The following is a 20,205-nucleotide window of genomic DNA, read 5'->3' as shown; positions in this document are numbered from 1 at the left end:
CTTCGATGCGCGTCGTGGTTTTTCCATGGGCAGCGCATCGCCGCTCAGGAAGAGCTGACGATGCGAAGGGTTGAAACCTGTGACTCGAAACAGGCGTCCTTCGCGACTGAAGTCCCTCACGGCTGCCACGCCCCCATCGTATCTCCGGGCCTCAACTCACCGTCCGCGTAACGGAATTGCTCCGGGAGGACCTGGGCGTGGCCGAGTTGGATACGCCTGAGGTCCCGTTCCGTGACCTGGCGGAGGATACGCGCGGCCTCACCGACCGGGCGTCAGTGCGGTGAGGGCGCCGACCGGGTCGTGGTCCGGGGTGCCGCGGGGCCACCAGTCGTCGTGGCCGGGCTCGGACTCGTAGGCGTACCAGAGGGAGTCGTGGCCCAGGCGGAGCTGAAGTGTGCCCGCGGGGTGGGTGAGGCGATTGCGCCACGGGGTGAACAGCGGGAACTCCGCGGCGCGCAGGGCGGGTCGGGCCTGGTCGAAGCGGCCCGCGGGCGGGTCCCAGGGCTCTTCGAGTACGGCGAGGCCCTCCAGGCCTCCCTGCCGCCAGGCGGCGACGGCGCGGGCCAGGTCACCGGGTGTGCGGTCGGCCGCGGCGGCGAGCGACTCGTACAGGCCCCGGCCGGTGGCGGTCAGACCTGAGCCGGGACGGGCGGCGGCAAGCCGGACCGCGTCCTGCCACAACGTGAGCCCGGCCACCGGGTCTTGGCCGGTGGCGAGCAGGGTGTGCGCGCGGGTCGCGGCGTCCGTGGCCAGCTGGTCGAGGGCGAGCGGGTCGGGGCCGCCGGGCGCGGCGGGGTAGGCCGGGGGCTGCTCCGGGTGCGGGAGCGGCGACAGGGGGCGCGGCAGGGGCGGCAGGGAGCGCGGCGCGAGTGCCTCGCTCGCCCGGACTCCGGGCAGGCGCGCGGGAGTTCGGGGCTTGTCGGTGCGCGCCGCCAGCGTGGCGTTGCGCCGGGAGAGCTCCCCCAGGAGGCGGCGCTCGCCCCGGCCGCGCATCAGCAGCAGCACGAACGGGTCCTCGTCGAGCAGCCGCGCCGTGCGGTAACAGAGCGCCGCCGCATGCTTGCAGGGGCGGCCCGAGTCGGGGCAGGAGCACTCCGGGTGCAGATCACCGGGGCCCGGAAGGAGCGAGACCCCGCAGTCGGCCAGGGAGTGCGGCATCTGACGGTCCAGCAGCGCCGCGATATGGCCGGGGCGAGCCACGGCGGCGTCGAGGAAACGGTCCCATTCCTCGTCCGTGAACGTGGGCAGCGCGATCTTCGTGCGGTACGGGCGGGGGCGGCTGCCGTGCACATAGGCGAGGACCAGGCCGGGGGTGACGGTGATGGCGTCCACATGCCCCTGCCCCGCATAGTCACGGCCGCGCGCGAGCCGGGCCGGATCGAGCGCGGACTCCTCCAGAGCGGTGATCCAGGCACTCCCCCACCAACTGGCGGCCGCTGAATCTGTGTTGGCGTCCCTTCTCGCGGGGCGGCTCTTTCCGGACTGCGCCGGAGAAGTGTTCGGAGTGGCATTTGGAGAGGTGTCGAGTGCAGCCGCCGGGAAGGTGCGGCGCAGGTCCTCGGGTGGTGTGGGGCGGGCCGCCCCCGTGGCCGGTCCCGGCTGCTGGGCTGCGGCGGATGCGGATGTGGTTGTGGAACGGCCTTGTGCCTCCGCGGAGTTCGGTGCGGCCGACTGACGGGGAGCCTTGCGGCGGGTGCGCCTGGGGTGCGAGGAGCCGCGCGCGGCCTTACGGCGTTCGGCACCCGCCCGCGCGAGGGCCGCACGGGCGGCGGCGCTCGCCGCGCGCGTGGGGTCCTCGTCGGTCCTCGGCTGCGCGGTCTCCTTACGGGCGTCGCCGCCGCCACCCGCAGCGTGCTCGGCGGCCGCGCTCTTCGCGGCCGCCGCGGGTTCCCCGCTGCCGCGGCGCCCGGCGCGCACCATACGCCGCAACTCCTCGACGGTGTCGGCCGGTCCACCGGGGCTGCCGGGGCGGACGCCCGCACCCGAGCGGGGTGTGGGCGCGGCCGGAGGAACGGGGCGGGCCGCCGGTCCGGATTCCGCCGGGGCGTCCGTCCGGGCCGAGTCGTCCGTCCCTGCCGGGCCATCCGTTCCCGCCGGGCCATCCGTCCCTGCCCGGCCTCCCTTCTCCGCCGGGGCCGTACGCGCCGTGCCGGTTCCCTGCGCCGTCGTGCGAGCCGCGCGCAGCGCCTCGCGGGCCACGTCGCCGGGGCGGGCGGCCCCGGTGGCACCGGATGGTGCGGCACCGGGCAGTGGAGTGTCGGACGGTGCCACGTCGGTGCGTGCGGAGGCCGGGTCCAGAGATGCAGGGCCCCGTGATGCAGGGCCCCGTGATGCAGGGCCCGGTGATACAGGCCCCGAGGAGGCCCGGTCAGCGGACGCCGACCCAGGTGACGTCGCTCCAGGGGACGCCGGTTCAGGGGATTCAGAGGGGCGCCGCGTCCCCGCGTCGCCCTCCGCGCTCTGGCCCTGCTCCCGCACCGGGGCGCCCTCGTCCCCCGTGACCACGGCACCACCGCGCCGCGCCTCGCGCAGCGCGCGGCGGGCCTTCTCCGCCGGGCTCTCCTTGCCCGGGGGTGGGCTCTCCTTGCCCGGGGGTGCGCTCTCCTTGTCCAGGGGCGGCGGGCTCTCCTTGTCCAGGGGCGGCGGGCTCTCCCGCTCCGGGGGCGGTGTCATGCGGGCCTCCGCAGAGAGATCAGATCGGACAGCTCACGGTCCGTCAGTTCCGTGAGGGCCGACTCGCCGGAGCCGAGCACCGCGTCGGCAAGGGCGCGCTTGGCGGTGAGCATCTCGGCAATCCGGTCCTCGACCGTGCCTTCGGTGATGAGCCGGTGGACCTGCACCGGCTGGGTCTGGCCGATGCGGTACGCACGGTCCGTGGCCTGCTCCTCCACCGCCGGGTTCCACCAGCGGTCGAAGTGGATGACATGGCCCGCGCGGGTGAGGTTGAGGCCGGTGCCGGCCGCCTTGAGGGAGAGGACGAGGACGGGTGTCGCGCCGGACTGGAAACGGTCCACCATGTGCTCGCGGTCGGCCACGGGGGTGCCTCCGTGCAGCACTTCCACCGGGACCGCGCGCGTGGCGAGGTGTTCGGCGATGAGCTTGGCCATGCCGACGTACTGCGTGAAGACCAGCGTCGAGCCGTCCTCGGCGAGGATGGTGTCCAACAGCTCGTCCAAGAGGGCGAGTTTGCCCGAGCGGCCGTCCAGACGGACGGCGCCGCCGTGGGCCGGGCCCTCCTTCAGATACTGCGCCGGGTGGTTGCAGATCTGCTTGAGGGCGCCCAGAAGCTTCAGGACCAGACCGCGCCGCGCGATGCCCTCGGCCGCTTCGATCGCGGCCATCGACTCGCGGACCACCGCTTCGTACAGCGAGGCCTGCTCACGGGTGAGCGCCACCGGGTGGTCGGTCTCCGTCTTCGGCGGGAGCTCGGGCACGATGCCCGGGTCGGACTTCTTGCGGCGCAGCAGGAAGGGTCGGATGAGCCGCGACAGGCGCTCCACGGCGTCGTCCTGCTCACCGCCCTCCACCGCGCGCGCGTGCCGGGAGCGGAAGGCCTTCAACGGGCCGAGCAGGCCGGGGGTGGTCCAGTCGAGCAGGGCCCACAGCTCGGAGAGGTTGTTCTCGACCGGCGTGCCCGTCAAGGCGACCCGGGCCGGGGCGGGGAGGGTGCGCAGGGCCTTCGCGGTGGCCGAGTGGGGGTTCTTCACATGCTGTGCCTCGTCGGCGACGACCATGCCCCAGGCCTGCTGCGCGAGGCGGGGTGCGGCGGTGCGCATGGTGGCGTAGGTGGTGAGGACGAAGCCGCCGTCCAGGTCCTCCAGGGAGCGCTGCGTGCCGTGATAGCGGCGCACCGGGACGCCGGGCGCGAACCGGGTGATCTCCCGCTGCCAGTTGCCGAGGAGGGAGGCGGGGCACACCACCAGGGTGGGTTCGGGGCGGGCGCGGCGCAGATGCAGGGCGATCAGGGTGACGGTCTTGCCGAGGCCCATGTCGTCGGCGAGGCAGCCGCCGAGGCCGAGTGAGGTCATCAGGTCGAGCCAGGCCAGGCCCCGGAGTTGGTAGTCGCGCAGGCGGGCGTCGAGGCCGGGAGGCGGCTCCGCGGGCGTGAGGCCCGCAGTGAGCCTGTCGCGCAGGACGGCGAGGGCGCCGACGGGCACGGCCTCGACCTCTTCGCCGTCGACCTCGGCGGTGCCGGTGAGGGCGGTGGACAGGGCGTCGACCGGGTCGAGGAGGCCGAGTTCACGCTTGCGGGCCTTGCGGACCAGGGCCGGGTCGACGAGCACCCATTGGTCGCGCAGGCGCACGACGGGGCGGTGCGACTCGGCGAGCAGATCCATCTCCGCCTCGCTGAGCGGGTCGCCGCCGAGCGCCAGCTGCCAGCGGAATTCGAGGAGTTGCTCGGCCTCGAAGAAGCCGGTGCCGTCGGTGGCGGAGCCGGGTGCGGTGCGTACGACGGCGGCCGCCGACAGGTCCTGGGCCAGATCGCGCGGCCAGTGCACGGCGACCCCTGCGGCGCCGAGGCGGGCTGAGGCGGTGCCGAGCAGGTCGTACAACTCCGATTCGGACAGGGTCAGGATGTCCGGGGTGTCCTGCTCGCTGAGCCGCTCCAGGGGTGGCCACACGCGGGCCGCCCGGCGCAGGGCGAGCGCCGCGTCCACCCGGGCGCGCGGCCCGAAGCTCTCCTCGCCCTCCCCCGCCCACAGCTCCGCTGCATCGATGACGAGGGTCGGGTCGGCGAGGCTGTGCACTTGGACGACGGCCGCGCCGGCCGTGCGGGCCGTGTCGTCCTCGTCATGGCGGTCGAACAGGTCGTAGCCCGACAGGTCGAGGCGGAGCGAGATGCGCACGCCCGCGTCCATACCGGCGGCGGCCTCCGCGGCCCAGTCGCGGGCGGCGGGCAGATGCTGCGGGGCGCGGGCGGCGAAGGGGGCGCCCGCGGCGTGCTCGGCGGCGAGGGTGCGGGGCAGGGTGTCGGCGACCGCGTCGAGAAATGCCCTCATCAGGGCTTCGGGTGCGGGGAGTTGGAGGGGCTGCTCATCGGCGAGGGGAACGGCGTGGCCCTCGGGAGGCAGGGCGGCCGCCACCGCGCGGAGGTGCCCGATGTCGTCGGCGTCCAGCGGTCCCGCTCGCCAGGCGTCGCAGTCGTCGGCGGTGAGACCGGGCAGGAGCCGGCCGCGGGCCACGAGCCGCAGCGCGAGCTGGGCGGCGGCGCCCCAGCAGGCCGCCGCGGGGTGGGCGGCCGGGTGGCTGCGGGCGCGCAGCAGCGCGGGCAGTGCCTCCGCTACCGGGAGTGTGAGGGCGGGGACGGTGACTCTGCGCACGGCGGCTCCCTGCCTGCGCGCCACCGTCAGCTCCACCGGCTCACCCGGGCCCTCGGGCAGCGGCCCGCCGTCCGGGTCCCACCAGGCGAGCCGGCCTTCGCGTGGCAGCACGGCGGGCAGGAAGAGCGCGGCCAGGCGCACGGGCGTCTCGGGCCCAGCGACTGCGGCGGCACTGGCTCTGGCACTGGCGCTGCAACTGGCACCTGCGACGGATGCAACGGATGCAACGGATGCAACGGATGAAGAACTCATGGTGCGGCTCACCTCCCCTCACGCCGGTCGTGGACGAGCCGCGGACCGGGTGCCCGCGGATCACTGTCTACGACTGTACGGAGGGCCACTGACAATCGGCCGGGACGCGGGGCGCGGGCGCCGACGCGTTCACGGGTTCGCCCGCCGCACCGGTCACCGGATCGCCCTCAGCGGTCACCAGCTCGTCCGCCGGACCGGTCACCGGATCACTCACGGGCCGGCCACCGATGACTGCGGGCCGCTCGTCCACGACCGCGAGCCGCTCGTCCACGACAAAAGACTGGCCGACCCCGTCAAAGACTGGCCGACCCCGTCAAAGGACTGGCCGCCCCCGCCCACCGCTTCGGCGCCCCCGGCTACGGATTCGCCCTCGACACCACATAGACCATGGGGTGCTCGGGATTGGAGCGGTCCACGGTGACGTCCTGCGTGGGGTGCGGGTCCTTCTGCTCGTGCGTGAGCCCCGACCAGGGCCCGGGTCCCGTGAAGTCCCAGCCGACGATCTTGCGGTCGCGTGCGGTGATGGTGATGTCGCCTTCCTTGAGGTCGTCGACGCTGCTGCCGATCTTCTCCAGGAAGTTCTCGAGGCCTTCGTTGCTGGTGAGGAACTGGACGTAGAGCCGGCTCGTGCGCCAGTTGTTGGTCTCGTAGTAGGCGACGCGCTCCGAGTACGGCGGGATCGGCACCTGGTAGACCCGGCGCTGGACGCGGGACGGCCAGCCCTCGGTGAGGCCCGTGGCGGAGTACTTCTTCTCCTTGTCGCGGCCGCTGTCCCGGCTCTGGCCCGCGGAGATGGCCAGATAGCCCGCGGGGATGCCGATGAGCAGCACGATGATGATCGCCGTGAACCAGCGGCGCCTGATCATGTGCTTGCGGTCCTCGGGCGGTCTGGACTGCTCGTCCGGGGGCGGGGACTGGCGGGGCACGGACGGAGCCATCTACTTGTTTCCCTGGGTCTGGCGGGCGGTGGTGCGGATCGCCTGTGCGTAGCGCTCGTACCGCTCGTAGCGCTCGACCCGGCGGCGGTTGGCGCGGCGGAAGCGGCGGGCCACGAGCCGGGCCAGGTCGGCGGCGCCCACCATGCCCGCCTCGGGGCCCAGCTGGGCCTTGGCGATACGGGCCTCGGGGCGGTAGCCACGGCCGGTGAGGTGGCGCCGGAAGGCGTCACGGGCGGGCACGATCAGCAGGTCGTCGGCGGCGCTGACACCGCCGCCGATCACGAAGCAGGACGGGTCGAGGGCGGCCGCGAGGTTGGCGATGCCGACGCCCAGCCACTGCCCGATGTCCTGCAGCAGCTCGACGCACATGGCGTCGCCGTCACGGGCCAGCTCGGTGATGAGGGGCCCGGTGATGTCGGAGACATTGCCCTGGACCCGGTCGATGATGTTGTACGCCACCGGGGAGTCCGCGGCGGCGAGTTCACGGGCCTCGCGGACGAGGGCGTTGCCGGAGCTGTACTGCTCCCAGCAGCCGCGGTTGCCGCACGGGCAGCGGTGTCCGCCGGGCACGACCTGCATATGGCCGAACTCTCCGGCGACGCCGAACTTGCCGCGCTTGACCTGGCCGTCCTCGAGGATGGCGCCGCCGATGCCGGTACCGAGGGTGATCATGACGAGGTGGTCCTCGCCGGCGCCCGCGCCGAAGCGCCACTCCGCCCAGGCGGCGGTGTTCGCGTCGTTGTCGACCATGACGGGGACGGCGAGCCGGGACTGCAGGGAGTCCCGCAGCGGCTCGTTGCGCCAGGACAGGTGCGGGGCGAAGAGCACCCGGTTGCGGTCCGCGTCGACCCAGCCCGCAGCGCCGATGCCGACGGCGTGCACGTCGTGCCGGTCGGAGAGGTCGAGCACCAGCTCGCAGATGGTGTCCTCGACGACCTTGGGGCTCTTGGACTTGTCCGGGGTCTCGGTGCGGACCTTCTCCAGGATCTGCCCGTCCGCGTCCACGACGCCCGCCATCACCTTCGTACCGCCGATGTCGATGCCGACCGTGGGCACGCGCGGGGCGGTGAGGTGGGAGCGTCGTTCGCGGGTTCCGACGGTGCGCAGGACGGTGGCCCGTGCGGAGCCGCGGTGTGCGAGATCGCGGTAGGTGCTCATCGGGGCGATTCTGCCTTACCCCGCTGGGGCGGTGCATGGTGGCGTCCGGCCAGGTGGCGCCTTGCGCCGGGGGCGGGACGGGGCCTGTGCCCGCCGCCGGGACACCCTGCGGGGCACCCCTGGGCGGCGGGCCGTGGCACTACTCGGACTGGGCGCGCTCCAGTTCGTGGCTCAGTTCGTCCAGTTCGGAGCCGCCCGCCATCTGGCGGGTCAGTTCGTCGAGGCCGATCTCGGAGCGCTGGTGGCTGCCTGCCATGGTGCCGCGCTTGAGGAGTACGAAACGGTCCCCGACCAGGTAGGCGTGGTGCGGGTTGTGGGTGATCAGAACCACGCCGAGACCCGCGTCACGCGCGGCGGCGACGTACTTCAGGACGACGCCCGACTGCTTCACTCCGAGTGCCGCCGTCGGCTCGTCCAGGACCAGGACCTTGGCGCCGAAGTACACCGCGCGGGCGATGGCCACACACTGGCGCTCGCCGCCGGACAGGGTGCCGATGGGCTGGTCGACGTCGCGCAGGTCGATGCCCATGCGCAGCAGCTCCTCGCGCGTGGTGGCGCGCATCTGCTGCACGTCGAGGCGCCTGAAGGGGCCCACGCCCTTGGTGGGCTCGGAGCCGAGGAAGAAGTTGCGCCAGACCGGCATCAGCGGGACGACGGCGAGGTCCTGGTAGACGGTGGCGATACCGCGGTCGAGGGCGTCGCGCGGGTTGCTGAGGCGGGTCTCCTCGCCCTCGATGCGGAACGTCCCGGCGTCGTGCTGGTGAAGCCCGGAGATGATCTTGATGAGGGTGGACTTGCCGGCGCCGTTGTCGCCGAGGACGCACGAGACCTCGCCCGCGCGGACCTCCAGGGAGACGCCTTCGAGGGCGCGGATGTTGCCGTAGTACTTGCTGACGGCGTCCAGCTCGATGAGGGGGGCCTGGTCCGCGTCGACGGGCTCGGGGGTCGCGTCGGCCGGCTCGGGGGTCGTCATTTGGTGGCCTCCGCGCGCTTGCGGACCCAGTGGTTGAGCAGGGTCGCCAGAAGGAGCATCGCTCCGAGGAAGAACTTGTACCAGTCGGCGTTCCACTCCGCGTACACGATGCCCTTGCCGGTCATGCCGAAGATAAAGGCACCGAACGCGGAGCCGATCGCTGAGCCGTAGCCGCCGGTGATCAGGGAGCCGCCGATGACGGCCGCGACGATGTAGATCAGCTCATTGCCGACGCCCTCGCCGGACTGCACGGCGTCGAAGGAGAAGAGCAGGTGCTGTCCGGAGACCCAGGCGGCAAAAGCGACGCCCATATAGAGGCCGATTTTGGTTTTGATCACGGGGACGCCGACCGCGCGGGCGGCGTCCATGTTGCCGCCGACCGCGTAGATCCAGTTGCCCGCGCGGGTGCGGAGCAGGATCCAGGTGGCGACGGCGACCAGGGCGATCCACCACAGGATGGTGACCTTGAAGTCGACGCCGCCGATGGTGATCTGCGAGGCGAAGAGCGTCTTGGCGGACTCGAAGCCCTCCATGTCGGAGATCGACTTGGTGGAGACGGTGCCGCTGATCAGCTTGGTGAAGCCGAGGTTCAGGCCGGTCAGCATCAGGAACGTGCCGAGCGTGATGATGAAGCTCGGCAGTTTCGTACGCGTCAGCATGAAGCCGTTGAAGACGCCGATGGCGAGCGTGGTGAGCAGCGAGACGAGGACGCCGACCCACACGTTGGCCGTCATCTGGTAGCTGAACATCGAGGAGATCAGCGCGGAGCTGGTCACCAGGACACCGGCCGACAGATCGAACTCGCCGCCGATCATCAGCATCGCCACCGGCACCGCCATGATGCCGATCGTCGACGAGGCGTAGAGCACCGTGGACAGGCTGGAGGCCTGCAGGAAGCTGTCGGCGGCGAACGAGAAGAAGACGAAGACGGCGATGGCGCCGACGACCGAGCCGAGCTCCGGGCGGCCGAGCAGTTTGCGCAGCAGCGAGGTCTGCAGAAGGCGTTCGTCGGTGGTCTTGCCCGCCTTGTGCGGTGCGTCCGGCGTCGGGGCCGGGGCGGTGGCGCTCATCGGGTCCCCCGCTTCGTGAGCTCTTCGAGCTTGGCGGCGTCCTTCTCGGTGATGATCTGCGGGCCGGTGAGGACCGGGCGGCCGCCGCCGAGCACATCGGCGTTGTACTTGTAGAGCCACAGCAGATCGACCGCTTCGTAGCCCTGCAGATAGGGCTGCTGGTCGATGGCGAAGCCCAGGGAACGGTCCTTGAGGCCCGCGGCGACCTTGGCGTTCAGGTCGAAGGTGTCGATCTCCGCCTTGCTGCCCGCGTCGGCCTTGGCCTTGACGGCGGTGTCGGCGAAGGGCGCGCCGAGTGTGACGACCGCGTCGATGTCCGCGTCGGCCTGGAGCTTGGCGCTGATGCCGGACTGGACGTCGGGCATGTTGGTGCCGTCGACGTAGAGGTTCTGCAGCTGCCCCTTGAAGGTCTTCCTGGTGCCCTCGCAGCGCTGCTCGTGGCCGACGTTGCCCTGCTCGTGCAGGACGCACAGGGCCTTCTTCTTGCCGCGCTTGTTGAGCTCGTCGCCGACGGCCTCGCCGGCGATGGTCTCGTCCTGCCCGATGTGGGTGAGGGCGCCGAACTCCTTGGACTCGGCGGAGCCGGAGTTCACGGTGATCACCGGGATGCCGGCCTTCTCCGCGCGGGCGACGGCCGCCTTCATGGCGTCGGGTTTGGCAAGGGTGACGATCAGGCCGTCCACGCCCTTGTCGATGTAGGAGTCGACCAGCTGGGCCTGCTCCTTGCCCTCGTCGTGGTTGGCGTACAGGAAGTTGATGTTGTCCTTGACGGCGGCCTGCTCGGCGCCGCTGCGGACGATGTCCCAGAATGTGTCGCCGTCGCCCGAGTGGGTGACCATGCCGATGGTCCAGCGCGGGGTGTCGACCGCGGCCTTGCCCTGGGCCTGGGCCTTACGGGCGTCCTCGGCGCGCTTGCCGCCCGTGCTGCTGCAGCCGGTCATGGAGATGCCGAGTGCCGCCGCGAGCGCGATGCCCACCCAGGTTCGAACGCTTGCCACGAAGCCGTGCCCTTCTTGCCGTACATATTGCGGTGCCGCCCAAGTATCGGTCACCGCGATCAGCTGTGCGGCCAGCGGGGTCATCGGGTCCCGTTCGCGGTGAGCTTTTCCAGCTTCGGGACGTCCTTGCCGGTCACGATGGCGGGGCCGGTGAGGACCGGTTTGCCGCCGCCGATGACGTTCGCGTTGGTCTTGTGGAGCCACAGCCCGTCCACGGCGAGATAGCCCTGCAGGTAGGGCTGCTGGTCGACGGCGAAGCCGATCGCCTTGGACTTGAGCTGGCCGACCACCACTTTGTTCAGGTCGAAGGTGTCGATCTCCGCTTTGCTGCCGGAGTCCTGCTTGGCCTGGGCGGCGGCCTCCGCGTACTGCGCTCCGAGGGTGACGACCACGTCGTAGTCGGCGCCGGAGTCGAGCTTGGCCTGGATGGTGGACTGGGACTCGGGCATGTTGGTGCCGTTGACGTTGATGTTCTCGACCGAGCCCTTGAAGGTCTTCTTGACTCCCGCGCAGCGCTCCTCCAGGGAGACGTTGCCCTGCTCGTGGATGACACAGAGGGCCTTCTTCAGGCCGCGCTTGCTGAGCTCGTCGCCCACGGCCTCGCCGGCCACGGCCTCGTCCTGGCCGATATGGGTGAGCGCACCGAACTTCTGCGAGAACTGGGCGCCGGAGTTGATGGTGACGACCGGGATGCCCGCCTTGGCGGCCTTGGCGAGCACGTCCTTCATGGCGTCGGGTTTGGCGAGCGTGACGATCAGCCCGTCGACCTTCTTGTCGATATACGACTGGACGAGCTCGGCCTGCTCCTTGGCCTCTTTGTTGTTGGCGTAGAGGAACTCGACGTTGTCCTTGGCGGCCGCCTGCTCGGCGCCCTTCTGCACGATGTCCCAGAAGCTGTCGCCCTCGCCGGAGTGGGTCACCATCCCGATCTTCAGACGCGGCCCGGAGACCTTGCCGCCGCCGGGCGCGTCGTCGGCCTTGTCCTCCGACTCCTTGCCGCCCGAGCCGCTGCAACCGGCGGCGAGCGCGATCACCGCCGCGCAGGCGGCGAGAGCTGTCGCTGTGCGGGCTGTACGCATGGTGGACCCACCCCTTCGTCGGGCCGCCCGGTGCGGCTGGGGGAGTTCTAGCGGCGGGCGTACGGACCCGTCAATGAATTTGTCAGAACATTCTTACTTCGTTATGGGGCCCGGGGGTGCACGCCCAAGTGCCGTGCCCCGACGGCGACTTCAGGGGCATTTCAGGGACACTCCAGGGCCCCTCAGGGGCGTACGAGCAGCTGGAACTCGAACGAGTAGCGCGAGGCGCGGTAGATGTGGGAGCCGAACTCGACCGCGCGCCCGGTGTCGTCGAAGGTGGTGCGCGCCATCGTCAGCAGCGGCGCGCCCTCGGGCTCCGCGAGCAACTCGGCCTCCTGCGGCGCGGCGGCGCGGGCGCCGACTGTCTGGCGCGCGCTGTGCAGGGTGGTGCCGGCGGCGCGCATGAGGCGGTAGAGACCGGTGGCCTCGAGACGTGCGGTCTCCGGGGCGAGCAGGCCGACGGGCAGGTGGTTGCAGAGATACGCCATCGGCTCGTCGTGGGCCAGGCGGAGCCGCTCGACACGGTGTACGTCAGCGCCTTCGGCGATGCCGAGCGCGGCCGCGACCTCCGCCGACGCGGGCTCGACCGCGTTGTGCAGTACGCGGGTGGCGGGGCGCTGGCCCGCGGCTTCGAGGTCGTCGTAGAGGCTGGAGAGCTCAAGGGGGCGCTTGACCTGGCTGTGCACGACCTGCGTGCCGACCCCTCGGCGGCGGACGAGCAGCCCCTTGTCGACCAGGGACTGGATGGCCTGCCGCACGGTGGGCCGGGACAGACCGAGGCGTCCCGCCAGGTCGATCTCGTTGCCGAGCAGACTCCCCGGCGCGAGCCGCCCCTTCTCGATCGCCGCCTCCAGCTGCTGCGACAGCTGGAAGTACAGCGGAACGGGACTGCTGCGGTCCACGCCGAGCTGGAGCGCTTCGGCGTGGTCGGCTACTGGCTTGGACACGGGGCGAGCGTAGTCCTGGGAGAGGATGACGGGAAGTCCTGAAGTTCGATTGTCCGGACAAAAGGCGGCGACCGACAGGGGCGGAAGCGGTCCGGGCAGGAGCCGGGGGATCCGTCCGGCAGGAAGCGGAGACGGCCGCCTCGCTCCTGGCAGCCGCCTCCTGCCGCTACCTCGCCGGCCACCCCTGACTCGGAATCTGGTCGCGATAGCTCAACCGGACCGGAAAAGCCTCCGCCATCCGGCGCCAGCCCTGGCCCATGAACTGGACCGAGCACCATGAACCGTCGGTGAAGGCGACTTCGTGGCGGCCGCCCACCACGTCCCTGCGGTCACGGATCCAGGTCACGTGCTGCAGGTCCGTGGCCCAGCCCGCCTCGACCGGGCCGTGCCTGCCGGTGAGAGAACCGGCGCAGGACACATACGCGAGCTGAAGGTGCCGGTCGCCGACCTGCATCACCACGTGTGCGCCGTTCCTGGACCGGGGCGAAAGGGCGCGGGCCAGCTCGCCGGCCATGCTGTTCCAGCCACCGTGGAACGGCTTGCCCGGCTTCTTCTTCTCGTCACGCCAGAAGACCGCCTCGAAGAACGCCTCGAACGGGTTCCAGGTGACGGAGACGACCGTCGCGGCCGCGCGGACGGGGAGCATGCACCAGCTCCAGAGCGTGCGGCCCTCGGAGCGCAGCACCCGCGGGCGGCGGAAATGGCCGGGCTTCGGCACCCGGCCCGCGAGTCCCACCCGGTGCTCACCGCGTACGGATGCGCCCGGCGGCAGCACCGCGCGCGCCCGCTCGACGGACTCCCGGTCCCGGTCGGTTGTGCTCACCCGAAACCTTCTCCCGTGTTCATCCGGTCTGCCGTCGCGCTCACCCGAAGTCCTCCGACATGCTCACCCGAAGTCCTCCCGCACCTTCCTGGCGGCGTTCGACGCGTTCACGTCGGTGCGCTCGTCCAGGCGCTGTGGGTCGGGGCGTTGATGATATTCGGCGCGGTCGGCTCCTGACATGGACACCTTCTCAGGGACAACCCTGAGACGGCACAACGGAAGGATGACCTCCGTGTCCTTGATCCGTAACGAATGCGGGGAGGACGGGATTCAGCGGTCTCGGCTGTGCAGAATCCAAGGGTCGGGCAGATCGTTCGGCCAATCGACCATGTGAAGGCACACGGGGGATCATCATGCGCTCAGTCCGCAAGACCTGGAAGTCGTACGCCCTGGGGGTTGCGGCCGTTGCCGCGCTGCTCTCGTCCACCGCCTGCGAGCCGGGCACCGACGACGGCGCGGCCGGGGACCCGTCCGGCAGCCCGAGCGCGAGCAGCTCGGCGAAGCCCGGGGGCGGCGGTGACGGCGGTGACAGTGGGAAGTCCGGGGGTGATGGCGGGAAGTCCGGTGGCGTGGTGGGCGGTTCGGAGGGTTCCGGTGGCTCGGGGGACACCGGAGGCGGGAGTGAGGGGGGCGGTGGGGCCGATGACGGTGACGGGGCCGGCACGGACGACGCCGCCAAGTGCCACAGCGACAACATGGAATTGAGCGTCGCCGAGAAGAACCCGAACGGCACGGTCCCCGTCCTGCTCGTCACCGCCACCAATGTCGGCGACGAGACCTGCTGGGCCTGGCTGCCGGAGCTCTCCTTCGACGACTCCAGGCCCACGCGGATCGAGGAGAGCACACAGCCGCAGGCCGTGGTCTCGATCGAGCCGGGCGCATCGGCGTACGCGGGGATCTCCACGTCGGCCCTGAGCGAGGAGGGCGGCAAGGGCTTCGACCCGGACTCCGTGAGTGTCGGCTTCGCCTACGCCAGCGAGGGGGACGAGGCCGATGTCCAGGGCCCGCACGTGACGCTCGAACTGCCGAAGTCCGTGCGCTGGTACAGCGAGACCTCGGCGCGGGCGACCTTCTGGCAACAGAAGGAGTCGGACGCGCTCAACTGGTAGCCCACAGCCGGGCACCCGGGGCTTCCACCAAGTTCGATTGTCCGGACAAAGGGTGGACGGAGTGCGGTCTGCGATGTCAGGTTGGTGGCATGCGCATCGGACTCATCGGAACAGGTCGTATCGGTACGTTCCACGCCGCGGTGCTCGCGCGCCATCCCGCCGTGGAGTCCCTCCTCGTGGCGGACGCGGAGCCCGCGCGGGCGGCGGAACTCGCCGGGCGGATCGGCGGGGGCGGGGTGTCGTCCGGCGGCGCGGTGTCCTCCGGAAGTGTCGACGAGGTGTTCGCCGGTGGTGTGGACGCCGTCGTCATCACCGCGGCCACCTCCGCGCACGCCGAGCTGATCGGACGGGCCGCGCGTGCCGGGCTCCCGGCGTTCTGCGAGAAGCCCATCGCCCTCGACCTGCCGGGCACGCTCGCGGCGCTGCGCGAGGTGGAGGCGGCCGGGTCCCTGCTCCAACTGGGCTTCCAGCGGCGCTTCGACGCGGGCTACATCGCGGCGCGCGAGGCGGTCCTGTCGGGGCGGCTCGGGCGGGTGCACACGGTGCGGGCGATCACCTCGGACCCGGCGCCGCCGCCCGCCGCGTATCTGCCGCTGTCCGGCGGGCTCTACCGCGACTGCCTGGTCCATGACTTCGACATCCTGCGCTGGGTGACGGGCCGTGAGGTGCGCGAGGTGTACGCGGCGGGCTCGGACGCCGGGCCCGCGATGTTCCGCGCGGCGGACGACGTGGACACCGCCGCCGCCGTCCTCACCCTGGACGACGGCTCGCTCGCCACGGCGACGGCCACGCGCTGCAACGGCGCCGGCTACGACGTACGCATGGAACTCGCGGGCGAACTCGACCAGTTGGCCGTCGGCTGGGACGACCGTACTCCGCTGGCCTCCGCCGAACCCGCGGGACCGCCCGCCCCCACGAAGCCCTGGCCGGGGTTCCTCGACCGGTTCGCCCCCGCCTACGAGGCGGAGCTCGCGGCGTTCGTGGAGGTGGTGCTCGGCCGGCGCGCCAATCCGTGTGACGGCCGCGAGGCCCTGCACGCCCTGCGCATCGCGGAGGCCTGCGAGGTGTCCCGCAGGGAGGGCCGGGTGGTGCGGATGGAGGAATTCACGGCAAGCGGCTGATCCGTCATCACGGCACGCGGCACGCGGCAGTCAGCCGTCGCGGCACGCCGCCGGTCAGCCGTCCAAGGCGGCGGTCGGTCGCCGCCACAAACAGCCGAGCAGCCAGCCGATGATCCGTCATCACGGCACGCGGCACGCGGCACGCGGCACGCGGCACGCGGCACGCGGCAGTCAGCCGGCGCGGCACGCCGCCGGTCAGCCGTCCAAGGCGGCGGTCAGTCGCCGCCACAAACAGCCGAGCAGCCAGCCGATGATCCGTCATCGCGACACGCGGCACGCGGCAGTCAGCCGTCGCGGCACGCCGCCGGTCAGCCGTCCAAGGCGGCGGTCGGTCGCCGCCACAAACAGCCGAGCAGCCAGTCGAGGAGTCAGTCGAGGAGCTGGATCGTCGGCGTTCTGGCGCTGGTGGCCACCGGCCGTGCGCACTGGGCGCACGGCTCGCTCGTGGGGCGTTCCGTGTTCGTCTGAATGGTGAAGTTGCGGGATTCGCCGCCCTCTTGAGGACAGTCGTAGCCGACGTGCAGACGGACCCAGGGGTGCAGGGTCGGGGCGGCGGCCCGGTGGCGGGTCTTGGCGTCCGTGAACGGTGCCCACCAGAAGCTGACCACCGCCCGCAGGGCCAGCTGGTCGGCGCCCGACGTCACATCGAAGGCGGCGATGCGCGCGGCGGCGTAGTGGCCGGCCGGGCCGCTGCGGCTGCCCAGGCACAGGGCGCGTTCGGCGCCGAGCTCCAGGACGGTGGTGCGGGCGGCGCGTTCGCAGATGAAGCAGTCCAGAGAGAGTTCGATCTTGGAGTTCCAGCGCAGATAGTGGAAGCCCTCGCCTCCGCCCATCCGGCCGGTCAGCTCCGCGCGTATCTCGACGCTGCGCTGCATGCCGCTCAGTCCTGCCGCGCCGACAGGACGGTGCCCTGCGCCACCGCGCACAGCCGCTCGTCGTCCGCCTCGTCCGCGGTGAGCAGATCGCAGCGGACGACGGCCTGGCGGCGGCCGGTGTGGACGACGTCGGCGCGGGCGATCAGCGTCCGGCCGCGGCCGGGGCGTACGTACTGGATGGAGAAGCCCGCGGTGAGGACGGCCGGGCCGAGGGTGCTGCCGGCGGCGAACGTGATGGCGTTGTCCGCGGCGTGGGAGAGCACTCCGCCGTGCAGGTGGCCGTTCTGCTGCTGCAGTTCCTCCCGGATATCGACCTCCAGGCTGGCGCCGCCGTCCCCGAACGCCGTGATCCTCGCCTTCAGGAGGCGGCTGAACGGCTGCGCGTCCAGCGCCTGTTCGGCCACCGAGAGGTCGAAGGCGGCGCCCGCCCCGGATCCGGCCGGGGTACGCGGCTCCCCTGACGCTGCCTCGGTCATCGTGCGGTCCCCTTCCACTGCCCGACTGTCATCGTGCGGCTCCTTCGGCCGGACGACCGTCACCGTGCGGCTCCTTCGGCCGGACGACCGTCATCGTGCGGCTCCTTCGGCCGGACGACTGTCATCGTGCGGTCCCCTTCGGCTGAACGGCGTGCTCTGTCTGATCACGGAGCGCGACCCTACCCGCCCCGCTCTCCGCTCCAGCAAGGCCCGCACCGACCACCCCACCCGTTCCACCCGTCCTGCCCGTCCCGCCCGTCCCGCCCGTCCCGCCCGTCTCCAGGAAACGGGCGAGCGGCAGCGTCGCCGCACCGACGGTCACCGCGTCGGGGCCGAGCCTGCCGAGTTCGATGGAGGTCTGGGCGTAGGGGTGGCGCAGTGCGTACGCAGCCGCCGCGGTCCGCACGGCGGGCAGCAGCCGGGGGCCGAGCAGCAGACCCGCCCAGCCGCCGACGACGATCCGCTCGGGGTTGAAGAGATTGACGAGGTCGGCGATGCCCGCGCCGAGGTATTCGGCGGTCTCGTCCAGGAGAGCCCCGGCCGCCGAGTCGGGTCCGGTCACTCCCGCGGCCTCCGCGAGGAGTTCGGCGAGGGCGCCCTCCTCGTCGGCCGCGCGCCAGTCGCCGCCCGCCTCCCGCCACCGGTCGAGCAGCGCCTCGGCCCCGACGTACGCCTCCAGGCAGCCGCGCGCCCCGCACCGGCAGCGCCGGCCGCCGACCCGCAGGACCGTGTGCCCCCACTCCCCCGCGCTGCTGGAAGAGCCCTGGTAGGGCACGCCGTCGGCGATGACGCAGGCGCCGACGCCGGAGCCGATGAGGGTGATCACGGCATTGCGGGCGCCGCGCCCGGCGCCGAACCACATCTCGGCGCGGCCCAGCGTCTTGGCCCCGTTGTCGATGAACAGCGGAGTGGCGTCGGTGAACGGGCCCCCACTGCCCCGCTGTTGGGCGGCGGCGCGCAGCAGCGACTCCAGAGGGACGGCATCCCAGCCGATGGTCTGGCCGTGCACCACCGCGCCGTCGGGCCCGGAGGCGTCGACGATGCCGGGCACCCCGACGCCGACGCCCAGGAGCGGACGGCTCTCGCCCGCCGTGACCGCCTCAAGGCCCTCGGCGATGAGCCGGACCACGCGCTGGACGTCATGGCCGTCGGCCGGCAACGGCAGGTCGGCGCGGGCCAGTTCGGTCAGGGTGAGATCGAAGAGCTCCACGCGTACGCGGGTCTCGCCGACGTCCACTCCCACCAGGCGGCCGCTGTCCGGCGCGACCCTGAGCAGGGTGCGCGGGCGGCCGCCGTCGGAGTCGACGGTGCCGGCCTCCTCCAGGAGCCGGTCGGCGATCAGCTCACCGACCACGTTGCTGATGGAGCCGGAGCTGAGACCCGTCAGCGGGCCCAACTCCTGTCTGCTGAGCGGCCCTTCGAAGTACAGCTTCCGCAGGACCGTCGTGCGGTTGGTGCGCCGCAGGTCGCGCACTGTCCGCCGGTGTGTTTCCACCATCGCCTCCCCTTCCCGCAGTGAACCTACCCGGGCGGGAACCTGTGCGCGAAGTATTGACGATCCCTTCTCTCACTACTTAACTCACGACTTGAATTTAGCCGTGACGCCCGTTCATGAGTCGAACGGAGCCACCCCCGGAGAGGGGCACACGATCATGCGCAGAAGCCGAGCCGCCGACCCCAGAGGCCGAGCCGCAGACCGCGGAAGCCGAACCGTCACCCTGACCGGCCTGGTCGCCGCCACCGCACTCACCGCGAGCCTCACCGCGGCCTGCGGCGGTGGCACCAGCACCGACACAGAGGGGGGCAACACGGATCCCAAGACCCTCACCTACTGGGCCACCAATCAGGGCGCCAGCCTTGAGCACGACAAGAAGGTGCTCACGCCCGAGCTCAAGAAGTTCGAGCGGCAGACCGGCATCAAGGTGAAGCTCGAAGTCATCCCCTGGTCGGATCTGCTCAACCGCATTCTGGCGGCGACCACTTCGGGCCAGGGCCCCGACGTCCTGAACATCGGCAACACCTGGTCCGCGTCACTTCAGGCCACCGGCGCACTGCTGCCCTTCGACGACAAGACCTTCGCGAAGATCGGCGGGAAGGACCGGTTCGTGCCGTCCGCGCTCGCCTCGACGGGCACGGCGGGCAAGGACCCTGCGGCGGTGCCGCTGTACTCGCTCGCGTACGGCCTCTACTACAACAAGGCCCGGTTCGACGAGGCGGGCATCGACGAGCCGCCGGCCACCTGGTCCGAACTCGTGGCCGCGGGAAGGAAGTTGACCAAGGGCGGCAAGTACGGGCTCGCCGTCGAGGGCGCCAACCTCGCCGAGAACTCCCATCACGCCTTCGTCTTCTCCCAGCAGCACGGCGGCGACTTCTTCGACTCCGAGGGCAAACCCACCTTCACCACCGCCGCCAACGTCAAAGCCGTGAAGCAATACGTCGATCTGCTCGCGGGCGACAAGATAGCGGCGCCCGGAAACGCCGAGTACGCGCAGAACCAGTCCCTGAAGGACTTCGCGACCGGCAAGGCGGCGATGCTCCTGTGGCAGGCGGCGGACACCACCCTCAAGTCGCACGGCATGAAGCCCGGGGACTACGGCATCGCTCCTGTGCCCGTGCAGTCCGGCGCCCCCGGCCAGGGCCGCAACGTCAACTCGATGGTCGCGGGCATCAATATCTCCGTCTTCAAGAACAGCGACAACCTCGACGGCGCCCTGAAGTTCGTGAAGTTCATGACGAGCGACACCGAGCAGAAGCACCTCAACTCCACCTACGGCGCCATCCCGCCGGTCAAGTCCGCGCAGGACGGCGGGACCTTCTCCACCCCGGCCCAGAAGGTGCTGCGCGAGACCCTGGCCACCAGCGCCGCGCCGCTGCCGCAGGTTCCCGACGAGTCCAAGTTCGAGACGCTGGTGGGCACCGCGATGAAGGAACTGTTCGCCGACGCCGCCGCCGGCCGCCAGGTGACCGAGAAGTCCGTCAGGGACCGGCTCGCCAAGGCTCAGCAGCAGATGCAGAGTTGAGGCGGGGAGCAACCGATGAGCACCGGCTCCGGCGTCAGGGCCCCG

Annotated in this window: 18 protein-coding genes; 3 read left to right on the top strand and 15 right to left on the bottom strand. The window is 71.5% G+C overall.

All coding sequences use genetic code 11. The annotated features are described in order from the left end of the window. Nucleotides 1-258 precede the first annotated feature (258 nt). The 11 genes from ACFQVC_RS02765 to ACFQVC_RS02715 form a co-directional block, all read right to left on the bottom strand. Complete coding sequence (locus ACFQVC_RS02765) at nucleotides 259-2,298, bottom strand: SWIM zinc finger family protein (protein WP_417851972.1); 2,040 nt, start codon at nucleotides 2,296-2,298, stop codon at nucleotides 259-261. Nucleotides 2,299-2,669: 371 nt separating this feature from the next. Further along, complete coding sequence (locus tag ACFQVC_RS02760) at nucleotides 2,670-5,573, bottom strand: DEAD/DEAH box helicase (protein ID WP_381825999.1); 2,904 nt, start codon at nucleotides 5,571-5,573, stop codon at nucleotides 2,670-2,672. A 67-nt stretch (nucleotides 5,574-5,640) separates the two neighbouring features. Further along, entirely contained in the window at nucleotides 5,641-5,844 is a 204-nt protein-coding gene (locus ACFQVC_RS02755) for a hypothetical protein (protein WP_381825997.1), read from the bottom strand. Between the two features lie 85 nt (nucleotides 5,845-5,929). After that, complete coding sequence (locus ACFQVC_RS02750) at nucleotides 5,930-6,511, bottom strand: sugar kinase (protein ID WP_381825995.1); 582 nt, start codon at nucleotides 6,509-6,511, stop codon at nucleotides 5,930-5,932. Continuing rightward, the gene (locus ACFQVC_RS02745; RefSeq protein WP_381825993.1) at nucleotides 6,512-7,669 is read right to left on the bottom strand and encodes an ROK family glucokinase; all 1,158 of its coding nucleotides are present in this window, start codon (nucleotides 7,667-7,669) and stop codon (nucleotides 6,512-6,514) included. Between the two features lie 139 nt (nucleotides 7,670-7,808). After that, nucleotides 7,809-8,642, bottom strand: coding sequence for an ATP-binding cassette domain-containing protein (locus tag ACFQVC_RS02740; protein WP_381825991.1), 834 nt, complete (start codon nucleotides 8,640-8,642; stop codon nucleotides 7,809-7,811). Then, nucleotides 8,639-9,712, bottom strand: coding sequence for an ABC transporter permease (locus tag ACFQVC_RS02735; RefSeq protein ID WP_381825988.1), 1,074 nt, complete (start codon nucleotides 9,710-9,712; stop codon nucleotides 8,639-8,641). The genes ACFQVC_RS02740 and ACFQVC_RS02735 overlap by 4 nt, the downstream gene beginning before the upstream one ends. Next, on the bottom strand, nucleotides 9,709-10,710 hold the full coding sequence (locus ACFQVC_RS02730) for a sugar ABC transporter substrate-binding protein (protein ID WP_381825986.1): 1,002 nt from the start codon (nucleotides 10,708-10,710) through the stop codon (nucleotides 9,709-9,711). Before ACFQVC_RS02730 ends, ACFQVC_RS02735 begins: the two co-directional genes overlap by 4 nt. A gap of 80 nt (nucleotides 10,711-10,790) precedes the next feature. Beyond that, nucleotides 10,791-11,789, bottom strand: a complete 999-nt coding sequence (locus ACFQVC_RS02725) for a substrate-binding domain-containing protein (protein ID WP_381825984.1) — start codon at nucleotides 11,787-11,789, stop codon at nucleotides 10,791-10,793. Nucleotides 11,790-11,971: 182 nt separating this feature from the next. Next, on the bottom strand, nucleotides 11,972-12,691 hold the full coding sequence (locus ACFQVC_RS02720; RefSeq protein ID WP_381827064.1) for a GntR family transcriptional regulator: 720 nt from the start codon (nucleotides 12,689-12,691) through the stop codon (nucleotides 11,972-11,974). A 211-nt stretch (nucleotides 12,692-12,902) separates the two neighbouring features. Beyond that, nucleotides 12,903-13,559 (bottom strand): hypothetical protein, encoded by a 657-nt coding sequence (locus ACFQVC_RS02715; protein WP_381825982.1) that lies wholly within the window; start codon nucleotides 13,557-13,559, stop codon nucleotides 12,903-12,905. Between the two features lie 353 nt (nucleotides 13,560-13,912). On the opposite strand from ACFQVC_RS02715, the gene ACFQVC_RS02710 reads away from it, so the two are divergent. Together ACFQVC_RS02710 and ACFQVC_RS02705 are read left to right on the top strand one after the other, a co-directional pair. Continuing rightward, nucleotides 13,913-14,668: a DUF4232 domain-containing protein gene (locus ACFQVC_RS02710; protein WP_381825980.1), complete on the top strand. Its 756-nt coding sequence runs from the start codon at nucleotides 13,913-13,915 to the stop codon at nucleotides 14,666-14,668. A gap of 89 nt (nucleotides 14,669-14,757) precedes the next feature. Further along, on the top strand, nucleotides 14,758-15,789 hold the full coding sequence (locus ACFQVC_RS02705) for a Gfo/Idh/MocA family protein (RefSeq protein ID WP_381825978.1): 1,032 nt from the start codon (nucleotides 14,758-14,760) through the stop codon (nucleotides 15,787-15,789). 7 nt (nucleotides 15,790-15,796) lie between these two features. Here the strand turns inward: ACFQVC_RS02705 and ACFQVC_RS02700 are convergent, their stop codons facing one another. From ACFQVC_RS02700 to ACFQVC_RS02685, 4 genes are all read right to left on the bottom strand, one after another. Continuing rightward, on the bottom strand, nucleotides 15,797-16,051 hold the full coding sequence (locus tag ACFQVC_RS02700; RefSeq protein WP_381825976.1) for a hypothetical protein: 255 nt from the start codon (nucleotides 16,049-16,051) through the stop codon (nucleotides 15,797-15,799). Between the two features lie 106 nt (nucleotides 16,052-16,157). Next, a complete protein-coding gene (locus tag ACFQVC_RS02695; RefSeq protein WP_381825974.1) occupies nucleotides 16,158-16,664 on the bottom strand; it encodes a hypothetical protein in 507 nt (168 codons plus the stop codon). A 5-nt stretch (nucleotides 16,665-16,669) separates the two neighbouring features. Further along, nucleotides 16,670-17,140, bottom strand: coding sequence for a PaaI family thioesterase (locus tag ACFQVC_RS02690; protein WP_381825972.1), 471 nt, complete (start codon nucleotides 17,138-17,140; stop codon nucleotides 16,670-16,672). A 121-nt stretch (nucleotides 17,141-17,261) separates the two neighbouring features. After that, on the bottom strand, nucleotides 17,262-18,638 hold the full coding sequence (locus ACFQVC_RS02685) for an ROK family transcriptional regulator (RefSeq protein WP_381825970.1): 1,377 nt from the start codon (nucleotides 18,636-18,638) through the stop codon (nucleotides 17,262-17,264). Nucleotides 18,639-18,792: 154 nt separating this feature from the next. Here ACFQVC_RS02685 and ACFQVC_RS02680 point away from each other — a divergent pair, with 154 nt between their 5' ends. Further along, nucleotides 18,793-20,160 (top strand): ABC transporter substrate-binding protein, encoded by a 1,368-nt coding sequence (locus ACFQVC_RS02680; RefSeq protein ID WP_381825968.1) that lies wholly within the window; start codon nucleotides 18,793-18,795, stop codon nucleotides 20,158-20,160. The last annotated feature ends 45 nt before the right edge of the window (nucleotides 20,161-20,205 follow it).

The sequence above is a fragment of the Streptomyces monticola genome (genome assembly GCF_042665355.1).
Lineage (GTDB): Bacteria > Actinomycetota > Actinomycetes > Streptomycetales > Streptomycetaceae > Streptomyces > Streptomyces monticola.
Note: the sequence above shows the minus strand (reverse complement) of the source record. Positions and strands in the feature narration are given on the sequence as shown.